The following is a 21,652-nucleotide window of genomic DNA, read 5'->3' on the forward strand; positions in this document are numbered from 1 at the left end:
TGCTGGTCATCAGACACCTCGTTTATGGTGGCGATATTACCACCTACGTTGGTGTCCGGAATCATTGAACCACTACAGGTGTCTTAATAGTGCTCTTCCTATAGAGTTGATGGGTGTCTCAATAGTAGGATTGTTTAGTGGGTGTCTTAATAGAGGATTTTTAATAGGGTGGGTGTCTTAATATTATTAGAGGATTTTTAATAGAGGATTTCACTCCCCCTCCGGCTGTTCCAGCTCTTGCAGCAAATAGCCCACTTCTTCCATCTTTTCATGCAGCAACTGCTGGCTGTCTTGCAAACCACGATTGTAGTAATACGGGCCGATTTCACGGGCAAAAAAATCAATCAGAAACTCGGCATCAAAGCTGCCAATGTCTTGCTGCAGCTCGTCGTTGAAGTATTTTTTCACTTTGGCTGCCATGTGTGATTTTTGTTCTGTAGAAAATCGAATTTCGTTCATATCGGTTCCTGGCTAACCCTTTATTTTGATGATAAAAAACAGCCCCAGGTTGATCGCTCAACAAGGGGCTGTTTTGAATCGTGCTTGAGTTGGCGCAGTCCTGTCAAAGCGGACAGCAGCTGCGGGCATCGCGCCCTCAGGCAGCAGGGGCATCCATTTGTGATTGCAGGTAGTTCTGCAAGCCGATGCGCTTGATCAGGCCCAGCTGTTTTTCCAGCCAGTAAGCGTGGTCCACTTCGGTGTCATCCAGCATTTTCAGCAAGATATCACGCGTTACATAATCCTGAACCGACTCGCAATAAGCCATCACCTCACGAACATCGGCCACCACCTGATATTCGAGGTTCAGGTCATTCTGCAACATGGTCGGTACATCGTTACCAACGTGAATCGGTGTACGGGTGACCATATCGGGTGTGCCTTCGAGGAACAGGATACGTTCAATCAGGTCGGCAGCGTGTTGTTTTTCGTCATCAAATTCGTGGGAGATACGGACGTACAGCTTGTCCAGGCCCCAGTCCTGATACATGCAAGAGTGAACAAAGTACTGGTCCATGGCAGTGAGTTCACCCGCCAGCAGTTCGTTCAGTTTTTCAATAACCTGTTGATTGCCTTTCATGGTGTTCCCCTTAGTCGTCGCTCATCATGGACTGCAGATAGTTTTCGATACCGGTGTTGGCGATCAGATGCTGCTGGGTTTCGATCCAGTCCAGATGCTCTTCTTCGTACTCTGTGATTTCTTCCAGTACTTCGCGACTGACGAAGTCCTTGACCGATTCACAGTAGGCGATGGCTTCACGCAGCAGCGCCAGCTGTTCGACGATCTGGTCCATGTCGCACTGCAACATCTCGGCCGGGCTTTCACCGATGCGCAGACGATTCAGTTTCTGCAGATTAGGCAGGCCTTCCAGAAACAGTACGCGTTCAATCAGTTCATCAGCCTGTTTCATATCCTTGATGGATTTTTTGAAGCATTTTTTGTCGAGTGCTTCGAAACCCCAGTTCTTATACATGCGGGCATGCAGGAAATACTGGTTGATCGAAGTCAGCTCAATGGTTAACACCTGGTTCAGGTATTCAATAACCTTGCTATCGCCTTTCATAAGCCCCTAATCCTTGTCGTGATTACATTGATGCCAAGTCTAGGTATCAAAAGGCTGGTCGGCAAGTCTGTAAATGCAATATTTACGTTATAAATAAGTTTGCATCTACCAATATTATTGAATTTTCAATTTTGTAGCAAAACAAACAAGTTATTGATTTTAAACAATTTTATATCAATAAAACTCAATCGCCTTATCATTTGAAAACCATCACCGTTTAGGACGAGTTCCTGTTTGATATAAGCCATCATTAAAAAACCACACCACTTCATCACGACTCTTTCCCAGTAACATTGGCTGGTCATCAACAAAAAGAAAATTCTTCCAGTGTTGCTGAAATATATCCCAGCGCGTCTGGACAATATGATCGACGTCGTAACAAAAAAAGACGGTGACGTTGGTCTCCCAGTGAATATGCTGCGCCAGGTCTTCCGGCATGCTGTTTTCGTCGGCTTCCCAGGCATTCTGCCAGTTTGCCTTCGGCTGCCAGATACCTTTTTTGGATGGCCAGTCATCACCTAGAAAGTGGCTGGCATGCGCCGCTTCCTTGCTGATATGGGTTTTCCAGAACTGGTTGGCTGAGGCCTTGTCGAGCGGGCGAATCAGCGCCAACGTCTCAGAATCGATCGGTAATTCACGATGACGGAAAATCCAGCCCCATTTAAAGTCGTTCAGGGATACGTACTGCATGGCAAGCCTCGGGGGAAGAGAGTCAAACTCGGAATGTCAGATGTACCACCGTTACCATAATCTGCACAGCAGTCCAGTGGTCGATGGTCAAGTGATAAGAAACCAGGCAGCGGGCACGCTGGTGCCCGCTGGCAAGCCAATCAGTCTTTGAAGGTGTGGCTGGCAATAAATGCGTGCACGGTGGCCAGATCGGCAGGTAATACGCTCAACCGCTCTTCGCGTTCCATCAGATCGGTTAGATGATGCGGCAGTTTGGGCATTTCGAATCCGGCGCGCTGGACCGCTTCTTCGAATTTCACCGGATGCGCGGTGCCCAATGTGATCATCGGAATCCGGGGGTTGCGACGGCATTCCCGAGCGGCTTTCACACCAATGGCGGTATGCGGGTCCAGCAGGTAGCCGGTTTCGGCAAAGACCTGTTGCATCGTTGCGATGGTGGCATCCTGATCCACCGCGAGGCTGTCGAACAACTGGCGGGCGCTGGCCAGCTTGTCTGCGTCGAGGGAGACCACTTCGGTTTTGGCATTCATCCGGCCCATCAGGTCGGCCAGAGCGGCGCCGTCGCGATCGTACAGGTCAAACAACAGACGCTCAAAGTTGGACGATACGGCAATGTCCATGGATGGCGTGATGGTGTGCTTGAGCGGGTGAACTTCGTACAGGTTCTGGCTCATCAACCGATGCAGGACGTCGTTTTCATTGGTCGCAATGATCAGCTGCTCGATTGGCAGGCCCATTTTACGCGCCATGTATCCGGCAAAAATATCGCCGAAATTCCCGGTCGGTACCGAATACGCCATTGGCCGCAGTGGACCACCCAGGTTCAGGCTGGAATAGAAGTAATAAACAATCTGGGACATGATGCGTGCCCAGTTGATGCTGTTGACAGCGACCAGCTTGCGTTCACCGCGCAAGAAGGACTGGTCGCCAAAGCTGGCCTTGACCATATCCTGCGCCTGGTCGAAATTGCCTTCGATGGCGATGTTGAAGATATTGTCGCCGGTAACGGTAGTCATCTGGCGGCGTTGCACTTCAGAGACCTTGCCATGGGGATGCAGGATAAAGATGTCCACATTACGACAAGCCTTGGTGCCTTCGATGGCCGCCGAGCCGGTATCACCCGAGGTGGCTCCCATGATCACGACCTTTTCCTGACGCCGTTCCAGTACGTAATCCAGCAAGCGTCCCAGCAGTTGCAGGGCAAAATCCTTGAACGCCAGCGTCGGGCCGTGAAACAGTTCCAGCACGTATTCGTTGTGGTCGATCTGCTGCAACGGCGCAACGGCTTTATGACCAAAAGCACCGTATACATCATCGATCATGCCTTGTAATGCATCGGCGTCTACGCAACCTTCCACGAAGGGATAAATCACCTTGTGCGCCAGTTCGGTGTACGACAGGTCACGCCAGGATTCAATCTCTTCCAGAGAGAATTGTGGCACGTCTTTCGGTACGTACAGGCCGCCGTCAGCGGCCAGACCGGTTAACAGAACGTCGTCGAACGCCAGCTCTGGCGCATTACCCCGAGTGGAGATGTATTTCATCATGGTGTGAAAACCCGAATGCAGTGGTGGATTCGTGCAGCGCCAACACCGGCGTGGCCGTGCAGACCATCAATGTACCGGCAGGGTGCTAGAAAAGTGGGCTAGCTTACCTGTTTTGACCGCATTGCGCACGACCAGCAGGAGGAATTGTGAACAGCAAGCCGTCACCTGACTGACGACTTGCTCCACCGGGCAAGTGCCCATATTCAATAGACATCGCGGCGATAACGGCCCTGCACATCCAGCGCATCGACCTGATCATCTCCCAGTACAGCACGCAGTACCTGATCAACAGCGCTGGCCATACCGGCACGACTGCCACACAGATAAATCATCGCGCCCTGTTGCAGCCAGTGCTGCAGTTCTTGCTGCTGTTGTTCCAGCACCTGCTGCACATACCCCCGGGTCAGATGCCCTGTCTGTAACTCTCCGTCAATGTCGCGGGAGAACGCCAAATCCAGACGCCCCAGCAAACCTTGCGCTTGCCATTGCTGCAGCTCTGTCTGCCAGAGCGCGTCGTGAGCCAGGGTACGTTCACCAAAGATCAGCCAATGCCGGGCCGTCGAACTCCGTTCAAAGCGCTGCTGCAGATGCGCCCGCAGTCCGGCCAGCCCGGTGCCATTACCAATCAGAATCAGCGGGACATCGGTATCCGGGGCATGGAAACCAGTGTTCTCAATAACCTGTAAACGCGCTGCTGCCTGCAATGGCAATTGTGTACATAAAAAGCCGCTGCCCAGTCCGGGCTGACCATCAGCCTGGAACTGCTCCCGTACCAGCAACCGCAGATGCCCTTCCGATGGCGTGCTGGCGATGGTGTAATCGCGGCTTTGTATTTTGCCCGCCGCATCATCCAGACTCAGCCGGGCGATATCTCCGGCTTGCCAGACGTCGGAGCATTGAAAATCCAGTTCGAACACCCGATGACCGGGGCTGCCGTGGTTCAGACACTGCCGCCGTAACAAGACACTTGGCGTATGCGCTGGCTTGGCGGATAACGGCCCAGCAACGGCGGCTGTCGAAATACCGTCGGTCTCTGTGATGGCAGTCGTATCGCCCCATAAACCGGCACTCAGACCGGTATAATCCGACACCCTGTCGAGATGAGACTGCCAGCGCTGCAAATCGGCCGGAGCCAGATTATCCACCAGCACCGGCTCAAACAATCGCTCGGCCCCTGCTGCCTGCAAGGCATCACTGACAGCTACCCCAAACGCACAGAATTCCGGGTAGGCACGGTCTCCCAGCGCCAGAACAGCAACCCGACACGTCCAGCGCTCATGGTCAGAGCGCGGGTCTTGCAACCGGGACAAAAACCGGTTGCCATTATCCGGGGCTTCTCCTTCTCCGGTGGTGCTGATAAAGAGAAAGATATCCCGACCGTGCGGCGATGAGGACGACAACGGTGCCTGAGTCAGCTGATTCAGGGTTAGCAGGTGAGCAGCACGACCCTGGTGCTGCAATCGCTGTTGCCACTGTTCCGCCAGCGAGCGGGCATGGCCGCTTTCGCTGGCGTAGACACACAATGGCCCACCGACACCATCGGCGTCAGCAGGTGTAACCCCCCAGCTGAGCCGGTGCCGATAACACCAGCCCGTCAACAGCAACCAGGCCAGCACCAGTACAATGGCTTGCAGTTCCGCCATCCCGATGTAACTCATCAGTCCGGCAGTACCTCAAAGACACCCACGTAGCTGCCGGTACGTTCGGTAGCCGGTTTTTTGGCGTCGTCGTCCTTGTATTCCGCTTCCAGGAAGTAGCGACCCGGGGCAGGCCAGTCAATCTGGATATTACCCTGGCGACTGGTGGTCAGCTCGATGGCTTCCTGATCGTTGCGGTAGCGGGAACCTTCACGAATCAGAGTGACTTTTGCGCCTTTGGCGGGCTTGCCGTCAATCAGAAACTGGAACGTCGCGTCTTCCCCAACGTACAGGTCTGTCGGATGTGTGACCGGCTTCATTTCAAAGCCCTGGCCAGTCACCTTGTTGGCATTGTCGGAGGGTTCGCCAGCAGTCACAAAGGTTTCCAGGCGGCGGGAGTATTGGCTTACTTTCAGGTTTTTGGCGTTTTTGGGGACGTTCTTGTCAAAACCTTCCTGGGTGTAGTCTTCACCTCGCCCTGGGTAAGAGCCTCGCTTGCCATCACTTTTTTCCCAGCGCGCACGCAGACCTTGTGAGGCGATAAAGACCCGGTACGTGCCTTCTTGCTTCAGGGTCAGATCGAAGGTGCTGCGGTAGCGGGCTTTGGCGGCGTTTTCCGGCTCCACCATGCTGCCATCGGGTGCGGTGATACGAACGCTCTTAACGTTCAGGGCAAAATGGTCAAAATTGAAGATTTCGTTGGAGACAGCAGCATCAAACGCCACCACCGGCTCTTCTCCGGACAAGACCGTCACATCCGGCAAGATCCAGGCACGGTGCGCATTGACCTGCATCGACATCAGGGTCGCACCGGCCAAAACGGCAGCGCTCAATAATTTCAGTGGTTTCATACACGTATTCCTTTATCAAATGATGGGTTGGCAAGGATCAGGGCTGGATACTGAGGACAACGTCGCCCAGCTCTTTGGAGCCATTGGCGGTGGCACTGAAGCTGCCGTCCACCGGCCATTGAAACGGGATGCTCAGCAGTTCACGTCCGCCCACTTCCCGAGCGGCTTCCACACGTAGCTGGTAATTACCCGCTGGCAAGTCCGCCAACCGGGCCTGATTGCTACGAAAAGAAAGGTCGTACTGGCCTGGGCCACGGGTGGCACTGGTGATGCCGTCGACGGGCATATCCAGCGAACGGCCGCTTTTGCGCCACCACTGGCGCATGTCTTTCAGCCACTTGTTACCTTCGTTATCCGCCATGTCGGCGTCGTACCAGACGTCCAGATTGGTCACTGCGCGGGTGTCCTTGTTTTCCAGCCAGATCGCAACATAGGGCTTGTGGTATTCCGCGACCTTGAGGTCAGGCAGTTCAATACCGATGCGCAACTCGGTAGCGCTTGCCTGACTGGCCAGCACACTGGCTGCCAGAACCAGCAAGCATTTTTTACCCGGTAACATACAGACTCCTTATATGGTGTGTTCATGAGCCATCCGCCAAGGATGGCGCGTTACAGATTTAATGGATGGTCAGTAAAACCAGCAGCAGAGGTATCACCAGTCCCAGCGACACCATCGGCCAGGTTCCCGGCCGCTGGCGGGCATATCGCACCAGCAACCAGCAGCCACTCAGAGAAAAAACAATGCAACTGACCGAAAACACATCCAGAAACCAGCTCCACGCCACTCCGGTATTACGGCCTTTGTGCAAATCGTTCAGAAACGAGATTGGCCCACGGTCGGTCTTTTCGTAAATCAGCCAGCCGGATTCCAGATCCAGGCTCAGCCAGGCATCACCGCCCGGTCGCGGCATACCGAGGTAGACTTCAAGATCGTCCCATTCGGCATCCAGTGCCGGAATACTCAGATCGTGGTTTTGCTGCAGCCATTGCCGCACCGACAAGGGCAAGGGGCCGTCTGAACGCTGTGCCAGTATCTCCAGCAAGCCGGGCGACAAGGTGGTTTCGATGGTGGTAACCACGGCTTCGGCAGGAATATGGCGGGCGTTATTCAAGGTGATGCCAGTGATGGCGAACAGCAGCATGCCAACCAGACACAAGGCGGAGCTGACCCAATGCCATTGGCGCAAGGTCGCCAACGACACGGATTTCCAACGGGTGGCTACTGGAGTTGCAGAATTTGCTGCCGGGGGCGCCGCAGACATGGTGTCCCTGTTTGTTATGGTCAAGTGGATGAATCAGACGATGAACACGTAATACACGGCGCCAACGGTCCTTTTTGTGGCGACAGAGTGTGTCTCAGTTAGTTACAAATCTACAATTGAAAATATTAATGAGAAACAGTATCAGTGCGTTTTGTAGGTATAACAGGCAGACCGACATGCCAATAGCAGGCCATAGGTACAGAAACAGCACAGGAACAGTGCCGGGAATAACAGAAAAAATCAGAGAACGGCAAGATCACCTGCGCAACAGCCTGCCATGAGTGAATGCAGGGCGGTTACTGCAGGACACAGCATAAGATGTGGTTAATGCAAGACGCGGTTAATGCAATACAGGCAAAGGCTGGATTTCATTCACGTCCAGATGAACAGCCAGGATACTGACCAGTGATGGCAGTGACAGGTTTTCAAACACGTCGTACACCGGATTGGCTTCCGATGACTCGGGGTACTCCAGATGAACGCCATAACGACCTGGCGCTTGACCCAGGGTATACAGATAAGCGCGCATTTCCGGTTCGTCCAGATCACAAATATACACCGCTCGCAGATCGGTCAGGATGCGTTCGTCAATCGCAAACCCATCCTCCCCCAGCTGTTCTGTCAGCAGCAGCAACAGGTGCTTGATATCCTGATCCTTGTCCATCGCCCAGATATTCAATTCGCCGACCCGGATACCTGCCGGGTCGGTCTGCATGGTGGTTTTCATAATCAGCTTGCCACTTGCAGCTCCTGCCAGCGCAGGTAGCCTCCACCAAGGTTATAGACCTGTTTGAAACCAAAGCCGCCAAACAGCTCACACAGGTTTTCACTGCGATGACCCGAGTAGCAATAAATCAGGATCGGTCGTTGCTTGTCGCCCTTGCGCACCAGACTTTCAATCAGGCTGTCGTGGGCATGCAAGGCCCCTTCAAGATGATGGCTGCGATAGTCGCCAACATCGCGACAATCGAGCAGCAACAGATCGGGCTTGTCGAGCAGATTCTGGATGTCTTCACACAGAATCATTTTGACGGGATCGGTCATCAGTGCGTCTCCACTAACCGGCTGATCATGGAGTCGTAGGACTGGTGATCAAACTCGATATGTTCACGCGAAAAGAAGTCGGCGGCGTTTTCGACCGCATCCTGAATCGCCGCCAGTACATAGGCCTGACAGTGACGGGACCCAACCATATGCGCAGGGACCGAGGATTCGATCCGCAAACGCCGATTGGTGCGGTCAAATGAATGAAAACGCATCCCCCGAAACGGCGGTACATCGGTGCTGCCCGGCACCAGAAAGTAGAGATCCAGATGAGGATCTTCCGTGTTGGTCTGACGCCCGCTCATACTTGTCAGTTTTGCTGCAACCCTTGTCAGCGCCCCGACAAACGGGCTGTCTGATAACCCGCTTTCTGGCAAATATGCCCCGCAATACAGTGTCATAACGGCAGTCTCCCTAGTCAATTGCCAACTCACAAAGAGGTATTGCAAAGAGTCTGCCAGCTTGCTGGGCCTGCCTCACAGAAGGGCTATTGGCCGCTATGATTCGGTTACCCTTGCTCGTGAGCCGGGAAGCCAGCCTCATGTAACGCCGCGATCAACTCGGCTGCCGCGACCCGGGCATTGGTTTCTACCAGCCCGCTTGCCAGCGACACCTGGACTTCAGACTGATCATCCAGTCCAGTAATAATGCGGGTAACCGCGTTAACACAGCCACTGCACGTCATGCCTTCGACACTGAGTTTCATCATGATGACTCCTGTTTTATCGGCGGGTATCTGTGCTCCGCCGCGGTGATTTTAATGTGGGTTCTGATGCTATGTTGATGATTCAACACCGCTTTCATATGAGCCCTGTCCCCATGACAAGGTCAATACAACCGCAACGCCAAATACCATTCTATTGATCTGGCTCGATGGACAGGGTACAGACTGACGGATTTATCCTGATTCGGTTTACCTTGCCATAATGGGAAGGTTTACCCTGTCCCTCTCATCGCCGCTGATTAACTGGCACCGCCAACACTGACGCTTTATTCGACCTGACAACCTGACAAGGAGATGCCATGTCTGCCATTGCTACCACCAGCCCAGCCACCGACCCAACCGTGGCTCTCGCAGGACACACAGTGCAGCTGCGTATCGATGGCATGACCTGCGCCTCCTGCGCTGCCAGAGTGCAAAAAGCACTGCTCCACGTCGACGGTGTCGAAGACGCCAACGTTAATCTAGCGACGGAAACCGCCACCGTAACAGCCAGACCAGCACCCGCCGGATCACCGACACCCCCCCAAGCCAGCCTGTCGGTACAGGCCCTGATGGACGCCATTACCCTCGCCGGGTACAAAGTACATCTGCCGCCCCCCATAGAATTGGCCATCGAAGGCATGACCTGTGCGTCCTGCTCCGGTCGTATCGAACGACAACTCAATCTGCAGGCTGGCGTCATCAAGGCCGAGGTTAATCTGAGTACGGAACAGGCACGCATCCAATGTCTGCCCGGCACCACCGCCGAACACCTGATCACCGTGATCGACAAAGCCGGTTTTGGCGCCCGCGCCATCAGCAGCGCCGAACCCGCTGGGCAAGCGTCGCTGGACACCCAGGCCAAGCGCAACGCCGAAGCAAGAATATACCAGCGCGACTTCTGGCTGGCCGCGGCCCTGACCTTGCCAGTGTTTATGCTGGCCATGGGAGGCCATTTGGTGCCAGCGCTGCAGCAGTGGCTTATGACCGTTCTGGGCCAACACACCAACTGGCTGATACAAGGCGCGTTGACCACGCTGGTGCTGCTAGGCCCGGGACGAGGATTTTATCTGCGGGGCATTCCCGCCCTGCTGCATGCCGCACCCGATATGAATTCATTGGTGGCGGTCGGTACGCTGGCAGCCTGGGGGTTCTCCACCATCGCCACACTGGCACCCGGCTTGCTGCCACACGGCACCGTGCACGTGTATTACGAAGCCGCGGCGGTAATCGTCACGCTGATTCTGCTGGGGCGTTTGCTGGAGGCCCGGGCCAAGGGGAAAACCTCCGCCGCCATTCGCCACCTGATGGGACTGCAGCCCCAGACAGCACGGGTACAGCGTAATGGCCAGCGGGTCACAATCGCCCTCGCCGATGTAGTAGCGGGAGATCGTATCGAACTGCGGCCCGGTGAGCGCATCCCGGTGGATGGCAAAGTAGTGGCAGGAGACAGCTATGTCGACGAATCCATGCTCACCGGAGAGCCGGTAGCCGTTCACCGTCAACCCGGCGACAGCGTTACCGGTGGCACCCTGAACCAGTCCGGTGCCCTGACCCTGCAGGCAACCGCCGTTGGAGAACACAGCGTACTGGCGCAGATTATTCGTATGGTCGAGCAGGCCCAGGGGGCCAAACTGCCGATTCAGGCCCTGGTCGACAAGGTCACACTCTGGTTTGTGCCTACCATTATGGCGCTGGCCTTGCTGACTTTTGGGGTATGGCTGATCTTTGGGCCTGAACCGGCATTAACCTTTGGCCTGGTCAACGCCATCGCGGTGCTGATTGTTGCCTGCCCTTGTGCCATGGGGCTGGCCACCCCCACCTCGCTGATGGTCGGCACCGGGCGCGGGGCGGCCATCGGTGTGTTATTCCGCAAAGGAGAGGCCCTGCAACAGTTACAGGATGTGGCGATGATTGCATTCGATAAAACCGGCACCCTGACTGAGGGCAAACCGGCGTTGACCGATTTCGACGTCACCCCGGGTCTTGAAGCAGATTCTCTGCTGGCCATGATCGCGGCGGTTGAACAACACTCAGAACACCCCATTGCCCGCGCCATTGAAGATGCCGCGCAGCAACGACAACTGAACCTGCCGACCTGCTCCGACTTCGCCTCGCTTGCGGGCTTGGGGGTAACCGCCAGGGTGATGACAGACGTCACGCAAAATAAACAGATGCAGACCATTGCACTGGGATCGGATCGACTGATGCAACAACTCGGCATCGATATTCGCCCGCTGGCCCATACCGCTGCCCGACTCGGCCAGGAAGGCAAAACGCCACTGTATGTGGCGTTGGCAGGCCAACTCGCCGCCATTATCGCCGTCTCGGACCCGATCAAGGCCAGCACGCCCGCCGCCATTGCCGGTTTGCACCAGCTGGGTCTCAAGGTGGTAATGATTACCGGCGACAACCACCACACCGCCGCGGCCATTGCACAGACACTGGGGATCGATCAGGTGATTGCCGAGGTATTACCCAGCGGCAAGGTCGATGCCTTGCAACAGCTCAAGAACAAACTCCCGACAGGCCAACAATTGCTCTTTGTTGGTGACGGCATCAACGATGCCCCGGCACTGGCCGCCGCCGATATCGGCATGGCGATTGGAACAGGCACCGACGTCGCCATTGAAGCCGCCGACGTGGTACTGATGTCGGGTAACCTTAACGGTGCCCGCACGGCTATTGCCCTGAGCAAGGCCACCATGACCAATATTCGCCAGAACCTGTTCTGGGCTTTTGCCTACAACGCAGCTCTGGTGCCATTGGCGGCCGGGGTGTTTTATCCATCCTTCGGTTGGTTGTTATCCCCCGCCGTTGCGGCCGCTGCCATGGCCATGTCGTCGGTGTTTGTTATTGGCAATGCCTTGCGACTTAACCGTGTCCGTCTGGCCTGATCACGGTGATATTCCAGACAACAATGGCACCTTCACACGATTGTCCCACAAGACAGGAGACCAGCATGAACATTGGAGCCGCCGCCCGCGCCTCGGGCATCAGCGCCAAAATGCTGCGCTATTACGAGAATATTGGCCTGATCCAGCCTGCGGGACGCAGCGCTGCAGGCTATCGCCAGTACTCCTCGGCCGATATTCATACACTGAGGTTTATCCGTCGCGCCCGGGATATGGGATTTTCGATTAAAAAAACCGGAGAACTGCTGGCCCTGTGGCAAGACCAGTCTCGCCACAGCGAAGACGTCAAACGTCTGGCCACCGAACATATTGACGTGCTGAATCACACCATTACAGAGCTGCAAGCCATGGTCAGCAGCTTGCAATCGCTGCTGCAAGGCTGTGCCGGTGACGATCGCCCGGACTGTCCGATTCTGGAAGAAATCGCCAATCCTCAGCCGCAGAAATAACTGGCGATATCAATAACAGCCAGTTCAGCACAACCGGTATAAGCGTCAGTGCACCACTCAATGCCCAGTCATGCCATTCTGGACATTTTCGTCCGATTGATGTGCCCTTGCCTGCGACGGATCAAATTCGCAATGCCTTCCCGTTTTAGCATAACGCCATTAACCGGAGGAACTCCCATGACAGACACCCTGATCGCTGTTGCCGTACAAGACAACGGCAGCGTATCTCCCCACGCTGGCCGAGCAGCACACTGGCATGTCTATGCCATCTCACAGGGCCAGCCCGAACTGGTCTGGAACCTGACCTTGTCACCAGCAGGCAGCTTGCATGAATGGCATGTCCGCGGTGACGGTAACCGGCACCCATTACACGAGGTGGATATTGCGATTTGCGGATCGGCCGGGGAAGGTGTCACCCGGAGGCTGGCTGAACGCCACACGACTCTGGTGGCGACGTCGGAATCTGACCCGGTCACGGCAGTCATCGCTTATCTCAACAGCAACCTTGCCCCCGGCCGCCCTCATGAAGAACTGCCGTGCCTCGATCCCGAGCATCGCCAGGCAGTCAGCGGCCGCTAAACTCCTGACTTCAGCCGCTGTTTAAAGGCATCCAACAGCGCCGGGCTGTATTCATCAACGGATACGGTCAATTGCCGCTCTGCCAGAGTGGCTTCCAGTTCGATGATTTTCTCTTGCAACTCTGGCAGCGTCAGGGTGTTGTCTTCGGCGGTGTACAACAGCTTGGCGCCGCGCAAGTTAAAGTTCTGAATCACAAATGCCTCACGATCGCCATCAGCCAACGCCTGTTCTATCAGCTTGCTGCTGCGATAAATCCGGTTCAGCTCCTGCTTCAGGCGCCACAGGTACACCACGTCCGCCATCCAGGGTTTGTCCTTGATGATATTAAAGACCAGCCCGACCAACCCCGCAGCCGTGGCGACAGCCAGCGCATTTAACCAGGTGCTGGACTCACCATTGGCCCATAACCCCCGATACAGTTCAGAGAACAGTAGCGCCAGTACCAGCAAGGCCACCACCGCGCCACCCTGCACTTGATTAAGACGTTTTTTGTAGCTGCTCTTGTCTATGGGACGCAACTGCACAATCATCCTTCCTGTATCGATAAAAAGAAGCCGCAGCATAAAACAGAATGGGTTGTTAAGCAGGTAACGGCATAAAAAAAGCCTGACGGGGATAACCACATCAGGCTTTTGGGTATCGACTGGTTTATTGACCAGCTGATGGCCTAGCGCATGGGTGGCATACCGCCACCACCACCAAAGCCCGGTGGCAAGCCGCCACCCGGACCGCCCATACCGCCGCCACCCATACCACCCATGGCGCGCATCATTTTTTTCATGCCACCTTTGGCGGTGACTTTTTTCATCATTTTCTGCATTTGCTTGTGCTGTTTCAGCACCCGGTTAACGTCCTGGATCTGGGAGCCAGAGCCGTTGGCAATACGTTTTTTACGGGAACCGTTGATCTTGTCCGGGAAACGGCGCTCGTCCAGCGTCATGGAAAAAATAATCGCTTCCATCTGCTTGAACTGGCTTTCAGCGGCGGTGGTTTGTTTCGCCATCTGGTTCATGTTGCCCATACCCGGCAACTTGTCGAGCATACCGGTCAGGCCACCCATATTTTTCATTTGCTGCAACTGGTCGAGGAAGTCTTCAAGATCGAAGCCTTTGCCTTTTTGCAGTTTTTTCGCCAGCTTGTCGGCCTTGGCCTTGTCGATATTACGTTCGGCTTCCTCGATCAGGGTCAGTACGTCACCCAGGTCGAGAATACGGGAAGCAACACGATCGGGATGGAAAGGCTCCAGCGCGTCGGTCTTCTCACCCATCCCCATAAACTTGATCGGTTTGCCGGTAATATGACGCACCGACAGGGCCGCACCACCACGCGCATCACCGTCTGCCTTGGTCAGTACCACCCCGGTCAACGGCAAGGCTTCACTGAAAGCCTTGGCGGTGTTGGCAGCATCCTGACCCGTCATGGCATCAACCACAAACAGGGTTTCGATCGGGTTGATTCCGGCGTGGAGTTCCTTGATCTCGGCCATCATGGCGTCATCGACCGCCAGACGTCCGGCGGTATCCACCAGCAGCACATCAGCGTGGGCCTTTTTCGCCGCGTCGATCGCACCGCGGGCAATGACCAAAGGTTTCTGGCTGATATCAGACGGGTAAAACAGCGCCCCGACTTCGTTGGCAAGGGTTTCCAGCTGTTTGATGGCGGCCGGACGATACACGTCGGCAGAGACCACCATGACCTTTTTCTTTTCACGCTCGGCCAGATATTTGGCCAACTTGGCGACGGTGGTGGTTTTACCCGCACCTTGTAGACCGGCCATCAGCACAACAGCCGGAGGCTGGGTCGCCAGGTTCAGTTTTTCGTTGGCTTCACCCATGACGCTTTGCAGCTCTTCATGGACAATTTTCAGAAAGACCTGACCCGGATTCAGGCTTTTCAGCACCTCGGTGCCAATGGCGCGCTCTTTAACCTGATCGGTAAAGGCTTTCACCACGGGCAAGGCCACGTCGGCCTCCAACAGCGCCATGCGAACTTCACGCACAGTGCCTTTGATGTTTTCTTCGGTTAACTTGGCCTGGCCGGAAATGCTTTTGAGGGCTTTGCCAAGTCGGTCGGTCAAACTTTCGAACATAATGACAACTCGTATGCTGGTACGTCTGGCCGGGACTGGATAACCGGACCGGCGCTTCGTTTGCGAAAAATAGCCTTGAGAGGACATCGATTTAATCTTGCACGGCTCTGCGCGAGTGTTGCCGTTGTTCAGGGGCTGCCGGATGATCTCGACTCGGTGTCGCCGACTTGTAACTTGACCCGTCAGGCCTGCAAGTCGGCTTCGTGATTCGAAACCATCCAGTGGCCCAGAGTGAGCACCGGACTAAATAGATGTCCCCCCGAGTATACCCTCTTTAAAGGCGGTTATCTTCACACCCTTGGGCGAATTCGTCACAGTCGACGTTACCCGAACCATACCCGTTGGTGGCAAGCTCGACACCAGCGCCGACCAGGCAAAGCCGATTGCCTGGCTACCGGGGTTCTGGCAACCAATCAAACGCGGCCGCGGGAACTCATGCCATCGCCGCCACCTCTTGGGAGAGCAACACGATGTTTACGGCTTTTTCACCGGAATTACTGACTTTTTTGCAACAACTGCGAGAGAACAACAACAAGGCCTGGTTTCAACAACACAAGGCCGAATACGAACAGCAGGTGCGAGGCCCGGCACTGGCGTTTATCGCGGCGATGGAAATGGAAGTTCGTGCCATCTCTCCGTATTACACCGCGGTGGCCAAAAAAGTGGGCGGATCGTTAATGCGGCCGTACCGGGATACCCGTTTTTCGAAGGACAAAACGCCGTACAAGCTGAATGTCGGCATCCAGTTTCGCCATGAATCAAGCAAGGATGTCCATGCGCCGGGGTTTTACCTGCACATTGAACCGGACGAGGTATTTATCGGCGTGGGTGTCTGGCACCCGGATTCGCCCTCACTGGGCAGGATTCGCGACGCGCTGGCAGAACGACCGGCCCATTATCTGGATGCCATGGCGAACGATGATTTCCAGCAATACTTTCAGTTGGCGGGTGACCGCCTGATCCGGCCACCCCGGGGTTACGACAAGGAACATCCGCACATTGAGGAAATCAAGCGCAAGGATTTTATTGCCCTGACTACATTAGACCCGGCCATGCTGTTTCAGGCCGACTTTTGCGATCAGGTCGCCCGGCGCTTTCGGGCTGCCAGTCCGTTTCAGGGCTGGCTCTGCGATGCCCTTGGGTTGAGATACTGAAGTAACACGCCAGCAGAATAATCCCGATGGAACGAGCCACCGCTCTTGACCGGCATGCCAATTGCTCCCCAACGGGGTTATCTCGGCATGGCATCTGCTTTGCGAAGCGGAAGCCATGTGCGACACTGGACGCGTCTTTTTGGAAACCTGTTTATGTCCGAATTTTTTGTTGCCCTTCCTGCGGCTGCCCTGTATCTGTTTTCTGCCTTCCGCCAGTGGCAAACCATTCGTGGTGATCGCCCGGCCAATCGTAATATGGTGCTCACCCTGGCCATGCTGGCCTCTCTCACCCATATGGGTGTACTGGTGTTCAGTGCCGCCACCAACAGTAGCGACCAGTCCGGAATCAATTTCGCCTTTTATGACATTGGCTCTGTAATCGGTCTGCTTATTACCTTGCTGTTGCTGTTTTCCAGTCTGAAAAAACCGGTAGAGAATCTGTTTGTCGGGTTATTCCCGATGATTGTGATAGTGCTGCTGGTGTCATCGCTGTCCCAGCGCCACGAGTCTTTACAGCATCTCAGCTACGGCCTGGTCTGGCATATCATGCTCTCGATGCTGGCATACAGTGTGTTTGTGATTGCGGCAGTGCAGTCGATCCTGCTGTCCTTGCAGGACCGTCACTTGCGCAAGCACAAGACCCATGGCCTGATCCAGGCCTTGCCACCGCTACAGACCATGGATGTGCTGCTGTTTGAGATGATCTGGCTGGGTATGATTCTACTGACCATGGCGTTTGCCATTGGCTGGCCGAGTGTGGTGGATCTGAAAGAGCAGCATCTGATTCACAAGGTCGCTTTTGCCTCGATTGGCTGGTCGGTATTTGCCTTGCTGCTGTTTGGTCGTTATCGCTTTGGCTGGCGTGGTGTCACAGCCAGCCGCTGGACGTTAATCGGTACCGGTTTTCTGGTGCTGTCCTACTTCGGTTCCAAGTTTGTGCTGGAAGTACTGATCGATCGATAAAACCAGCAATCAGCGGCGCTGGCTCAGTAACTGCAAATAGTCACAGATACTGGCCATCAGCCCCTGATACACCCAGAAAGCATCCTCGCCATCGGATTTTTTCAGTTCGGCAATGCCATTCAGCCAGCGACTCAGGCGTTTCATCACGGTTTCGATACTCATCACCAGCCAGGCGTCATTGGCGATGAACTTGTCGACGATGTAATCCAGCCGGTCAAACGTGTGCTTCAGCAGTGGATAGCGGGTATTGAATACCTTGCTTTGCTGTATCTCGATAAAGTGCTCGTAGGCGTCGTCACAGTAGTGTCTGGGCTTGCTGGCTTCCGCCAGATACCCAGCCTGATAGGTGGCCATCAACGAATCAAAGCCTGCCTCAAAAGCGGCCACTGAGTTAAGTGCCACAAAGGGAGACAGGATGTCGCCGACAAAATCGTAGACCTTCAATACATCCTGCACCATCGCCTCAAAGGTCTGTGAAAAGTCGCTACCCGGCACATGGCCAGCCACCGTACGGTGAATTTCCAGCCATTCCGCCCGGGTAACAGACACGACTGCCAATTCTTTCAGAATAGTCAGCTCATTATTCATCGCCTTTCTCCACTTGTCAGGCTGTCGTCAAATCAGCAATCGCTGCAATGCAGGCGTTATCCTTGACGGCGTGCAGAGCATTGTCGAACAACATCTGATCTCCAAATAACGCACTTTTGGCAATGATCTGGCCTTGGGTGTCCTTGATAACAAAAAAGGTCTCACCTGCCGGGGTTCGGCCTGCTGCAATCTGATGTCCCATCAACGAACCCAGCTGCACGTCCTTGATTCCTTGTTCGGCCTCGGCTTTGGTCGGGTAATCACCGCCCAACAGCAGTGAGTGGCCACGACTACTGAGCAGTTCAAACGTAAATGCCTGGCTGATCGTCGTTTTCAGTTCAAATGTCGCTGACATAACTGGCTCCTGTAGCGTCTGACGCTATGCTTTGAATGAAGGTGTCCTTGATACGTCAGCAAGCCAGGGGCCAGGGTAAAAACCGCCCTTTTGACCTCTTTGCCCAGGGTTTCGTAGGCTTTTTTGTCATCAACCCGACAAGGCTGTCAGAAACACTCTGATACTTTGTCAATGCTGAACATCAGGCATCACATTGATTTCATGTGTCATTATCGATTTTCTTGAACTATGCAAGGCACATCAATCCAAAGGCAGGCATGGCGACGGGTACAACATCAGCCAATAAACAAGAGAGGAGGGGAAATCATGGAGTTAGCGAATTTATTGGTGTTTTTATTCATTGGCGCGACTGCCGGATGGCTGATCAGTACGCTCAAAAAAGAAGGTGGCTTCAGGATTATTGTCAATCTGATAATTGGTATTGTCGGGGCGTTTATTGGTGGTCTTGTCTTTGCGCTCACCGACCTTGCCGCCATTGGTTTTATTGGTTCGGCCCTGATGGCAACGGTCGGGGCATTACTCTTGCTGTACATTGGTGATGTCATGCAAAAGCCCGATCCGTAAAAGGATCAGGCCAACCAGACACGGGACTCTGCCGGGAGCAATATTGGGTTCCTTGTGTCAGCTGTCAGCGAGTGCCTTGATATGGTCTGCGTAACGCTCGGCAAACGGCATAAAGTCTTCACACTGTTCATCGCTGCACAAAATATCGCCGCTCTTGATGTCATACACCCAGCCATGCAGATAAATCTTTTTGGCGGCCACCTTGGCGGCCACACAAGGATGCGTCCGAATATGGGCGACCTGCTGCAAAACGTTCTGGCTGATGGCCTCATTCAGATAACAGGTGTCTACCGGTGTATTCCAGGCGATGCCATGACGCTCACGCACAATATCCATAGCGGAACGGCAGTGCCCCAGCCATTCTTTTACGTGTGGTAAACCCTGATCCTTGATCGCCTGAATATCCAGCGCCCCCTTGATCGCGCCGCAGTCGGTATGGCCACAGATAATTACATGGCGCACCCCGAGTACCGCAACAGCGTATTCAATGGAAGCCGTCATCCCCCCGGTGAAGTTCGAGGGTGGCGGCACAATGTTGCCGGCGTTGCGACAAATAAACAGGTCGCCAGGTTCTGAACCGGTGACCAGGTTAGGATCAATGCGGGAATCAGAACAGGTAATAAACAGGACATCCGGGCTTTGGCCATCGGCCAGCTCACCAAACAGATCTTTATTTTTCGGGTAGATGTTTTGCTGAAAATTCAGCACACCCTGCACCAGTTTTTTCATCTTTCTTCCTCAAAATGCCATCAAGCGGTTGTTCCGATTTATAAGCCGGGAGATTACGTCACCCGCGTAATCAACACATCTCTTTTGATGTGAATCATCGGAGTCATTCCATCAGCATGGTGAGTTGGGTAGCAGATTGCCGGTGTGCGTAAACGAAGTGGCTCAGCCGATCTCGATCAGCACTTCGCCGGGAGTGACGCGATCCCCTTTGGTGACATAAACCGCCTGGATCACACCGGCGATATTGGCGCTGATTTCAGTCTCCATTTTCATGGCTTCTGCCACCATAACTGCCTGACCGGCTTTGACGGTATCGCCTTCCTTGACCAGCACATCCACCACATTACCTGGCATGGTGGCCGTGACGTGACCGGGTTCCGTTGCGCGTTTACGGCCTTTGCTGGCACCGTCATCAACATATTCATTTAACGGTTCAAAGATCACTTCTTGTGGCACGCCGTCCATACTGAGATAGATCTTGCGCTTGCCAGCCCCAAAATCACCAACGCCGGTGACTGCGATATCGTAGCTTTCGCCGTGCACATCGATAACGAACTCGGTGGCCACACCCATTTTGCTTTTGCTGTCGACATCCGCCGCCAGCAGCGCTTCGGGCATCAATGTACCGGCAGCACGCTGCTGCAGGAATTCACGCCCCAGATCCGGGAACATGGCAAAGGTCAGTACGTCTTCGTCATTCAGGGCCAACTCGCCGATATCGGCTTTCAGGCGCGCCATTTCGGCATCCAGCAAATCCGCCGGACGGGTTTCAATAATACCTTCCGTACCAATCGCTTGCTGTTGCAGTTCGGCGTTCACGGCCGCCGGTGCCTTGCCGTATCCCCCTTGCAGGTAACGTTTGACTTCGTTGGTGATGGTTTTGTAACGCTCCCCCGCCAACACGTTGTATACCGCCTGGGTGCCGACAATCTGAGAAGTCGGCGTCACCAGAGGAGGGAAGCCGAGGTCTTCACGTACCCGTGGAATTTCTGCAAATACATCGCGAATCCGGTCGAGGGCATTCTGTTCTTTCAACTGGTTGGCGAGGTTGGACATCATGCCCCCGGGCACCTGGTTGATTTGCACCGAGACATCTTCACGGGTGAACTCGGATTCAAACTGGTGGTATTTTTTGCGCACATCACGGAAGTAATCGGCGATCTCGCCCAGCCCTTCCAGATCCAGCCCGGTATCGTATTCGGTGCCTTTCAGCGCGGCCACCTGTGATTCACAGGCCGGATGGCTGGTACCACTGGCAAAGGAAGAAATCGCGGTATCTATCCGGTCGACACCGGCTTCAATCGCTTTCATCTGACACAGCGGCGCCAGACCGGAAGTGCTGTGGCTGTGGATCACTATATCTACGTCCACCGCTTCTTTCAGCGCCTTGACCAGGTCATAAGTGCCATACGGTGTCAGCAGACCGGCCATGTCTTTAATGGCAACGGAGTCGGCTCCCATATTGACCAGATCCTTGGCTTGCTGCACAAACAGATCCAGCGTGTGTACCGGACTGGTGGTGTAACAGATAGTGCCCTGGGCGTGTTTGCCTGCGGCCTTGACCGCTTTCATCGCGGTTTCGAGGTTGCGCAGGTCGTTCAAGGCATCAAAAACCCGGAATACATCCATGCCGTTTGCTGCCGCTTTATGGACAAATGCCTCAACCACATCATCGGCGTAATGGCGGTAGCCGAGCAGGTTCTGGCCTCGCAGCAGCATTTGCAAACGGCTGTTGGGTAACGCCGCCCGCAGTTGGCGCAAGCGTTCCCAGGGGTCTTCTTTCAGAAAACGGACGCAAGCATCAAACGTTGCCCCACCCCAGACTTCCAGCGACCAGAATCCGGCTTGATCCATTTTTTCACAGATCGGCAGCATGTCTTCGGTACGCAGGCGGGTAGCAATCAGCGACTGGTGAGCATCACGCAGCGTGACATCGGTTACCTGTACTGGCTTCTTGGTCATGTTCAATCT

At 54.6% G+C, this 21,652-nt stretch carries 25 protein-coding genes; 6 read left to right on the forward strand and 19 right to left on the reverse strand.

Annotated elements, in window-relative coordinates:
* Positions 1 to 210: 210 nt before the first annotated feature.
* The 13 genes from Q8W22_RS11860 to Q8W22_RS11920 all read right to left on the reverse strand — a co-directional run bounded on the left by Q8W22_RS11860 (position 211) and on the right by Q8W22_RS11920 (position 9,302).
* Positions 211 to 459 (reverse strand): DUF2164 domain-containing protein, encoded by a 249-nt coding sequence (locus Q8W22_RS11860; RefSeq protein WP_303432824.1) that lies wholly within the window; start codon positions 457 to 459, stop codon positions 211 to 213.
* Between the two features lie 136 nt (positions 460 to 595).
* On the reverse strand, positions 596 to 1,078 hold the full coding sequence (bfr, locus tag Q8W22_RS11865; protein WP_303432823.1) for a bacterioferritin: 483 nt from the start codon (positions 1,076 to 1,078) through the stop codon (positions 596 to 598).
* 10 nt (positions 1,079 to 1,088) lie between these two features.
* Entirely contained in the window at positions 1,089 to 1,562 is a 474-nt protein-coding gene (bfr, locus tag Q8W22_RS11870) for a bacterioferritin (RefSeq protein WP_303432822.1), read from the reverse strand.
* A 210-nt stretch (positions 1,563 to 1,772) separates the two neighbouring features.
* Complete coding sequence (locus Q8W22_RS11875; RefSeq protein ID WP_303432821.1) at positions 1,773 to 2,252, reverse strand: DUF2947 domain-containing protein; 480 nt, start codon at positions 2,250 to 2,252, stop codon at positions 1,773 to 1,775.
* A 140-nt stretch (positions 2,253 to 2,392) separates the two neighbouring features.
* The gene (thrC, locus tag Q8W22_RS11880; RefSeq protein WP_303432917.1) at positions 2,393 to 3,796 is read right to left on the reverse strand and encodes a threonine synthase; all 1,404 of its coding nucleotides are present in this window, start codon (positions 3,794 to 3,796) and stop codon (positions 2,393 to 2,395) included.
* 206 nt (positions 3,797 to 4,002) lie between these two features.
* A complete protein-coding gene (locus Q8W22_RS11885) occupies positions 4,003 to 5,457 on the reverse strand; it encodes an NADPH cytochrome P450 oxidoreductase family protein (RefSeq protein ID WP_305452461.1) in 1,455 nt (484 codons plus the stop codon).
* A complete protein-coding gene (locus Q8W22_RS11890; RefSeq protein ID WP_305414353.1) occupies positions 5,457 to 6,287 on the reverse strand; it encodes a DUF4198 domain-containing protein in 831 nt (276 codons plus the stop codon). Before Q8W22_RS11890 ends, Q8W22_RS11885 begins: the two co-directional genes overlap by 1 nt.
* Positions 6,288 to 6,324: 37 nt before the next feature.
* Positions 6,325 to 6,846, reverse strand: coding sequence for a DUF2271 domain-containing protein (locus tag Q8W22_RS11895; RefSeq protein ID WP_305414354.1), 522 nt, complete (start codon positions 6,844 to 6,846; stop codon positions 6,325 to 6,327).
* A gap of 58 nt (positions 6,847 to 6,904) precedes the next feature.
* On the reverse strand, positions 6,905 to 7,489 hold the full coding sequence (locus tag Q8W22_RS11900; RefSeq protein WP_370693301.1) for a PepSY-associated TM helix domain-containing protein: 585 nt from the start codon (positions 7,487 to 7,489) through the stop codon (positions 6,905 to 6,907).
* A 400-nt stretch (positions 7,490 to 7,889) separates the two neighbouring features.
* Positions 7,890 to 8,276, reverse strand: a complete 387-nt coding sequence (locus tag Q8W22_RS11905; protein WP_303432815.1) for a hypothetical protein — start codon at positions 8,274 to 8,276, stop codon at positions 7,890 to 7,892.
* Positions 8,277 to 8,278: 2 nt separating this feature from the next.
* Entirely contained in the window at positions 8,279 to 8,593 is a 315-nt protein-coding gene (locus Q8W22_RS11910) for a rhodanese-like domain-containing protein (RefSeq protein WP_303432814.1), read from the reverse strand.
* The gene (locus tag Q8W22_RS11915) at positions 8,593 to 8,994 is read right to left on the reverse strand and encodes a hypothetical protein (RefSeq protein ID WP_303432813.1); all 402 of its coding nucleotides are present in this window, start codon (positions 8,992 to 8,994) and stop codon (positions 8,593 to 8,595) included. Before Q8W22_RS11915 ends, Q8W22_RS11910 begins: the two co-directional genes overlap by 1 nt.
* Positions 8,995 to 9,101: 107 nt before the next feature.
* Positions 9,102 to 9,302 (reverse strand): heavy-metal-associated domain-containing protein, encoded by a 201-nt coding sequence (locus Q8W22_RS11920; protein WP_303432812.1) that lies wholly within the window; start codon positions 9,300 to 9,302, stop codon positions 9,102 to 9,104.
* Positions 9,303 to 9,616: 314 nt separating this feature from the next.
* Between Q8W22_RS11920 and Q8W22_RS11925 the strand changes: the two genes are divergently transcribed.
* The 3 genes from Q8W22_RS11925 (at position 9,617) to Q8W22_RS11935 (ending at position 13,239) form a co-directional block, all read left to right on the forward strand.
* The gene (locus Q8W22_RS11925) at positions 9,617 to 12,193 is read left to right on the forward strand and encodes a heavy metal translocating P-type ATPase (protein ID WP_305452462.1); all 2,577 of its coding nucleotides are present in this window, start codon (positions 9,617 to 9,619) and stop codon (positions 12,191 to 12,193) included.
* Positions 12,194 to 12,258: 65 nt separating this feature from the next.
* On the forward strand, positions 12,259 to 12,660 hold the full coding sequence (cueR, locus tag Q8W22_RS11930) for a Cu(I)-responsive transcriptional regulator (RefSeq protein ID WP_303432810.1): 402 nt from the start codon (positions 12,259 to 12,261) through the stop codon (positions 12,658 to 12,660).
* Positions 12,661 to 12,837: 177 nt separating this feature from the next.
* Positions 12,838 to 13,239: a NifB/NifX family molybdenum-iron cluster-binding protein gene (locus Q8W22_RS11935; RefSeq protein WP_303432809.1), complete on the forward strand. Its 402-nt coding sequence runs from the start codon at positions 12,838 to 12,840 to the stop codon at positions 13,237 to 13,239.
* On the opposite strand, the gene Q8W22_RS11940 is transcribed toward Q8W22_RS11935, so the two are convergent.
* Both Q8W22_RS11940 and ffh read right to left on the reverse strand, forming a co-directional pair.
* Entirely contained in the window at positions 13,236 to 13,763 is a 528-nt protein-coding gene (locus tag Q8W22_RS11940) for a DUF3087 family protein (RefSeq protein WP_303432808.1), read from the reverse strand. The two genes, Q8W22_RS11935 and Q8W22_RS11940, sit on opposite strands and share 4 nt — an antisense overlap.
* Before the next feature lie 143 nt (positions 13,764 to 13,906).
* Positions 13,907 to 15,328 carry a signal recognition particle protein gene (ffh, locus tag Q8W22_RS11945; protein WP_303432806.1) on the reverse strand — a complete coding sequence of 474 codons (1,422 nt, stop codon included), beginning with the start codon at positions 15,326 to 15,328 and terminating at the stop codon, positions 13,907 to 13,909.
* A gap of 470 nt (positions 15,329 to 15,798) precedes the next feature.
* Between ffh and Q8W22_RS11950 the strand changes: the two genes are divergently transcribed.
* Together Q8W22_RS11950 and Q8W22_RS11955 are read left to right on the forward strand one after the other, a co-directional pair.
* Positions 15,799 to 16,482: a DUF2461 domain-containing protein gene (locus Q8W22_RS11950; protein WP_305414358.1), complete on the forward strand. Its 684-nt coding sequence runs from the start codon at positions 15,799 to 15,801 to the stop codon at positions 16,480 to 16,482.
* Between the two features lie 153 nt (positions 16,483 to 16,635).
* A complete protein-coding gene (locus Q8W22_RS11955; RefSeq protein ID WP_303432802.1) occupies positions 16,636 to 17,445 on the forward strand; it encodes an inner membrane protein YpjD in 810 nt (269 codons plus the stop codon).
* A 9-nt stretch (positions 17,446 to 17,454) separates the two neighbouring features.
* Here the strand turns inward: Q8W22_RS11955 and Q8W22_RS11960 are convergent, their stop codons facing one another.
* Positions 17,455 to 18,033 carry a hypothetical protein gene (locus tag Q8W22_RS11960; protein ID WP_305452463.1) on the reverse strand — a complete coding sequence of 193 codons (579 nt, stop codon included), beginning with the start codon at positions 18,031 to 18,033 and terminating at the stop codon, positions 17,455 to 17,457.
* A gap of 16 nt (positions 18,034 to 18,049) precedes the next feature.
* Entirely contained in the window at positions 18,050 to 18,388 is a 339-nt protein-coding gene (locus Q8W22_RS11965; protein ID WP_305414360.1) for a hypothetical protein, read from the reverse strand.
* A gap of 306 nt (positions 18,389 to 18,694) precedes the next feature.
* Here Q8W22_RS11965 and Q8W22_RS11970 point away from each other — a divergent pair, with 306 nt between their 5' ends.
* Entirely contained in the window at positions 18,695 to 18,952 is a 258-nt protein-coding gene (locus Q8W22_RS11970; RefSeq protein WP_303432799.1) for a GlsB/YeaQ/YmgE family stress response membrane protein, read from the forward strand.
* A gap of 57 nt (positions 18,953 to 19,009) precedes the next feature.
* Here the strand turns inward: Q8W22_RS11970 and Q8W22_RS11975 are convergent, their stop codons facing one another.
* Together Q8W22_RS11975 and oadA are read right to left on the reverse strand one after the other, a co-directional pair.
* On the reverse strand, positions 19,010 to 19,681 hold the full coding sequence (locus tag Q8W22_RS11975; protein WP_303432797.1) for a carbonic anhydrase: 672 nt from the start codon (positions 19,679 to 19,681) through the stop codon (positions 19,010 to 19,012).
* 162 nt (positions 19,682 to 19,843) lie between these two features.
* Complete coding sequence (oadA, locus tag Q8W22_RS11980) at positions 19,844 to 21,643, reverse strand: sodium-extruding oxaloacetate decarboxylase subunit alpha (RefSeq protein ID WP_305414362.1); 1,800 nt, start codon at positions 21,641 to 21,643, stop codon at positions 19,844 to 19,846.
* Positions 21,644 to 21,652 lie beyond the last annotated feature (9 nt).

The organism is Oceanobacter sp. 1_MG-2023 (assembly GCF_030689025.1).
Taxonomy (GTDB): domain Bacteria; phylum Pseudomonadota; class Gammaproteobacteria; order Pseudomonadales; family Oceanobacteraceae; genus Oceanobacter.

Excerpts from the sequence above, each read along its gene's own strand:
- Q8W22_RS11860 (WP_303432824.1), bottom strand. The coding sequence starts at position 459 with ATGAACGAAATTCGATTTTCTACAGAACAAAAATCACACATGGCAGCC.
- Q8W22_RS11920 (WP_303432812.1), bottom strand. The coding sequence starts at position 9,302 with ATGATGAAACTCAGTGTCGAAGGCATGACGTGCAGTGGCTGTGTTAAC.
- Q8W22_RS11950 (WP_305414358.1), top strand. The coding sequence starts at position 15,799 with ATGTTTACGGCTTTTTCACCGGAATTACTGACTTTTTTGCAACAACTG.
- cueR (WP_303432810.1), top strand. The coding sequence starts at position 12,259 with ATGAACATTGGAGCCGCCGCCCGCGCCTCGGGCATCAGCGCCAAAATG.
- Q8W22_RS11975 (WP_303432797.1), bottom strand. The coding sequence starts at position 19,681 with ATGAAAAAACTGGTGCAGGGTGTGCTGAATTTTCAGCAAAACATCTAC.
- Q8W22_RS11915 (WP_303432813.1), bottom strand. The coding sequence starts at position 8,994 with ATGACACTGTATTGCGGGGCATATTTGCCAGAAAGCGGGTTATCAGAC.
- Q8W22_RS11970 (WP_303432799.1), top strand. The coding sequence starts at position 18,695 with ATGGAGTTAGCGAATTTATTGGTGTTTTTATTCATTGGCGCGACTGCC.
- Q8W22_RS11955 (WP_303432802.1), top strand. The coding sequence starts at position 16,636 with ATGTCCGAATTTTTTGTTGCCCTTCCTGCGGCTGCCCTGTATCTGTTT.
- Q8W22_RS11935 (WP_303432809.1), top strand. The coding sequence starts at position 12,838 with ATGACAGACACCCTGATCGCTGTTGCCGTACAAGACAACGGCAGCGTA.
- bfr (WP_303432823.1), bottom strand. The coding sequence starts at position 1,078 with ATGAAAGGCAATCAACAGGTTATTGAAAAACTGAACGAACTGCTGGCG.
- Q8W22_RS11925 (WP_305452462.1), top strand. The coding sequence starts at position 9,617 with ATGTCTGCCATTGCTACCACCAGCCCAGCCACCGACCCAACCGTGGCT.
- Q8W22_RS11905 (WP_303432815.1), bottom strand. The coding sequence starts at position 8,276 with ATGAAAACCACCATGCAGACCGACCCGGCAGGTATCCGGGTCGGCGAA.
- ffh (WP_303432806.1), bottom strand. The coding sequence starts at position 15,328 with ATGTTCGAAAGTTTGACCGACCGACTTGGCAAAGCCCTCAAAAGCATT.
- oadA (WP_305414362.1), bottom strand. The coding sequence starts at position 21,643 with ATGACCAAGAAGCCAGTACAGGTAACCGATGTCACGCTGCGTGATGCT.
- thrC (WP_303432917.1), bottom strand. The coding sequence starts at position 3,796 with ATGAAATACATCTCCACTCGGGGTAATGCGCCAGAGCTGGCGTTCGAC.
- Q8W22_RS11910 (WP_303432814.1), bottom strand. The coding sequence starts at position 8,593 with ATGACCGATCCCGTCAAAATGATTCTGTGTGAAGACATCCAGAATCTG.
- Q8W22_RS11895 (WP_305414354.1), bottom strand. The coding sequence starts at position 6,846 with ATGTTACCGGGTAAAAAATGCTTGCTGGTTCTGGCAGCCAGTGTGCTG.
- Q8W22_RS11875 (WP_303432821.1), bottom strand. The coding sequence starts at position 2,252 with ATGCAGTACGTATCCCTGAACGACTTTAAATGGGGCTGGATTTTCCGT.
- bfr (WP_303432822.1), bottom strand. The coding sequence starts at position 1,562 with ATGAAAGGCGATAGCAAGGTTATTGAATACCTGAACCAGGTGTTAACC.
- Q8W22_RS11890 (WP_305414353.1), bottom strand. The coding sequence starts at position 6,287 with ATGAAACCACTGAAATTATTGAGCGCTGCCGTTTTGGCCGGTGCGACC.
- Q8W22_RS11960 (WP_305452463.1), bottom strand. The coding sequence starts at position 18,033 with ATGAATAATGAGCTGACTATTCTGAAAGAATTGGCAGTCGTGTCTGTT.
- Q8W22_RS11965 (WP_305414360.1), bottom strand. The coding sequence starts at position 18,388 with ATGTCAGCGACATTTGAACTGAAAACGACGATCAGCCAGGCATTTACG.
- Q8W22_RS11885 (WP_305452461.1), bottom strand. The coding sequence starts at position 5,457 with ATGAGTTACATCGGGATGGCGGAACTGCAAGCCATTGTACTGGTGCTG.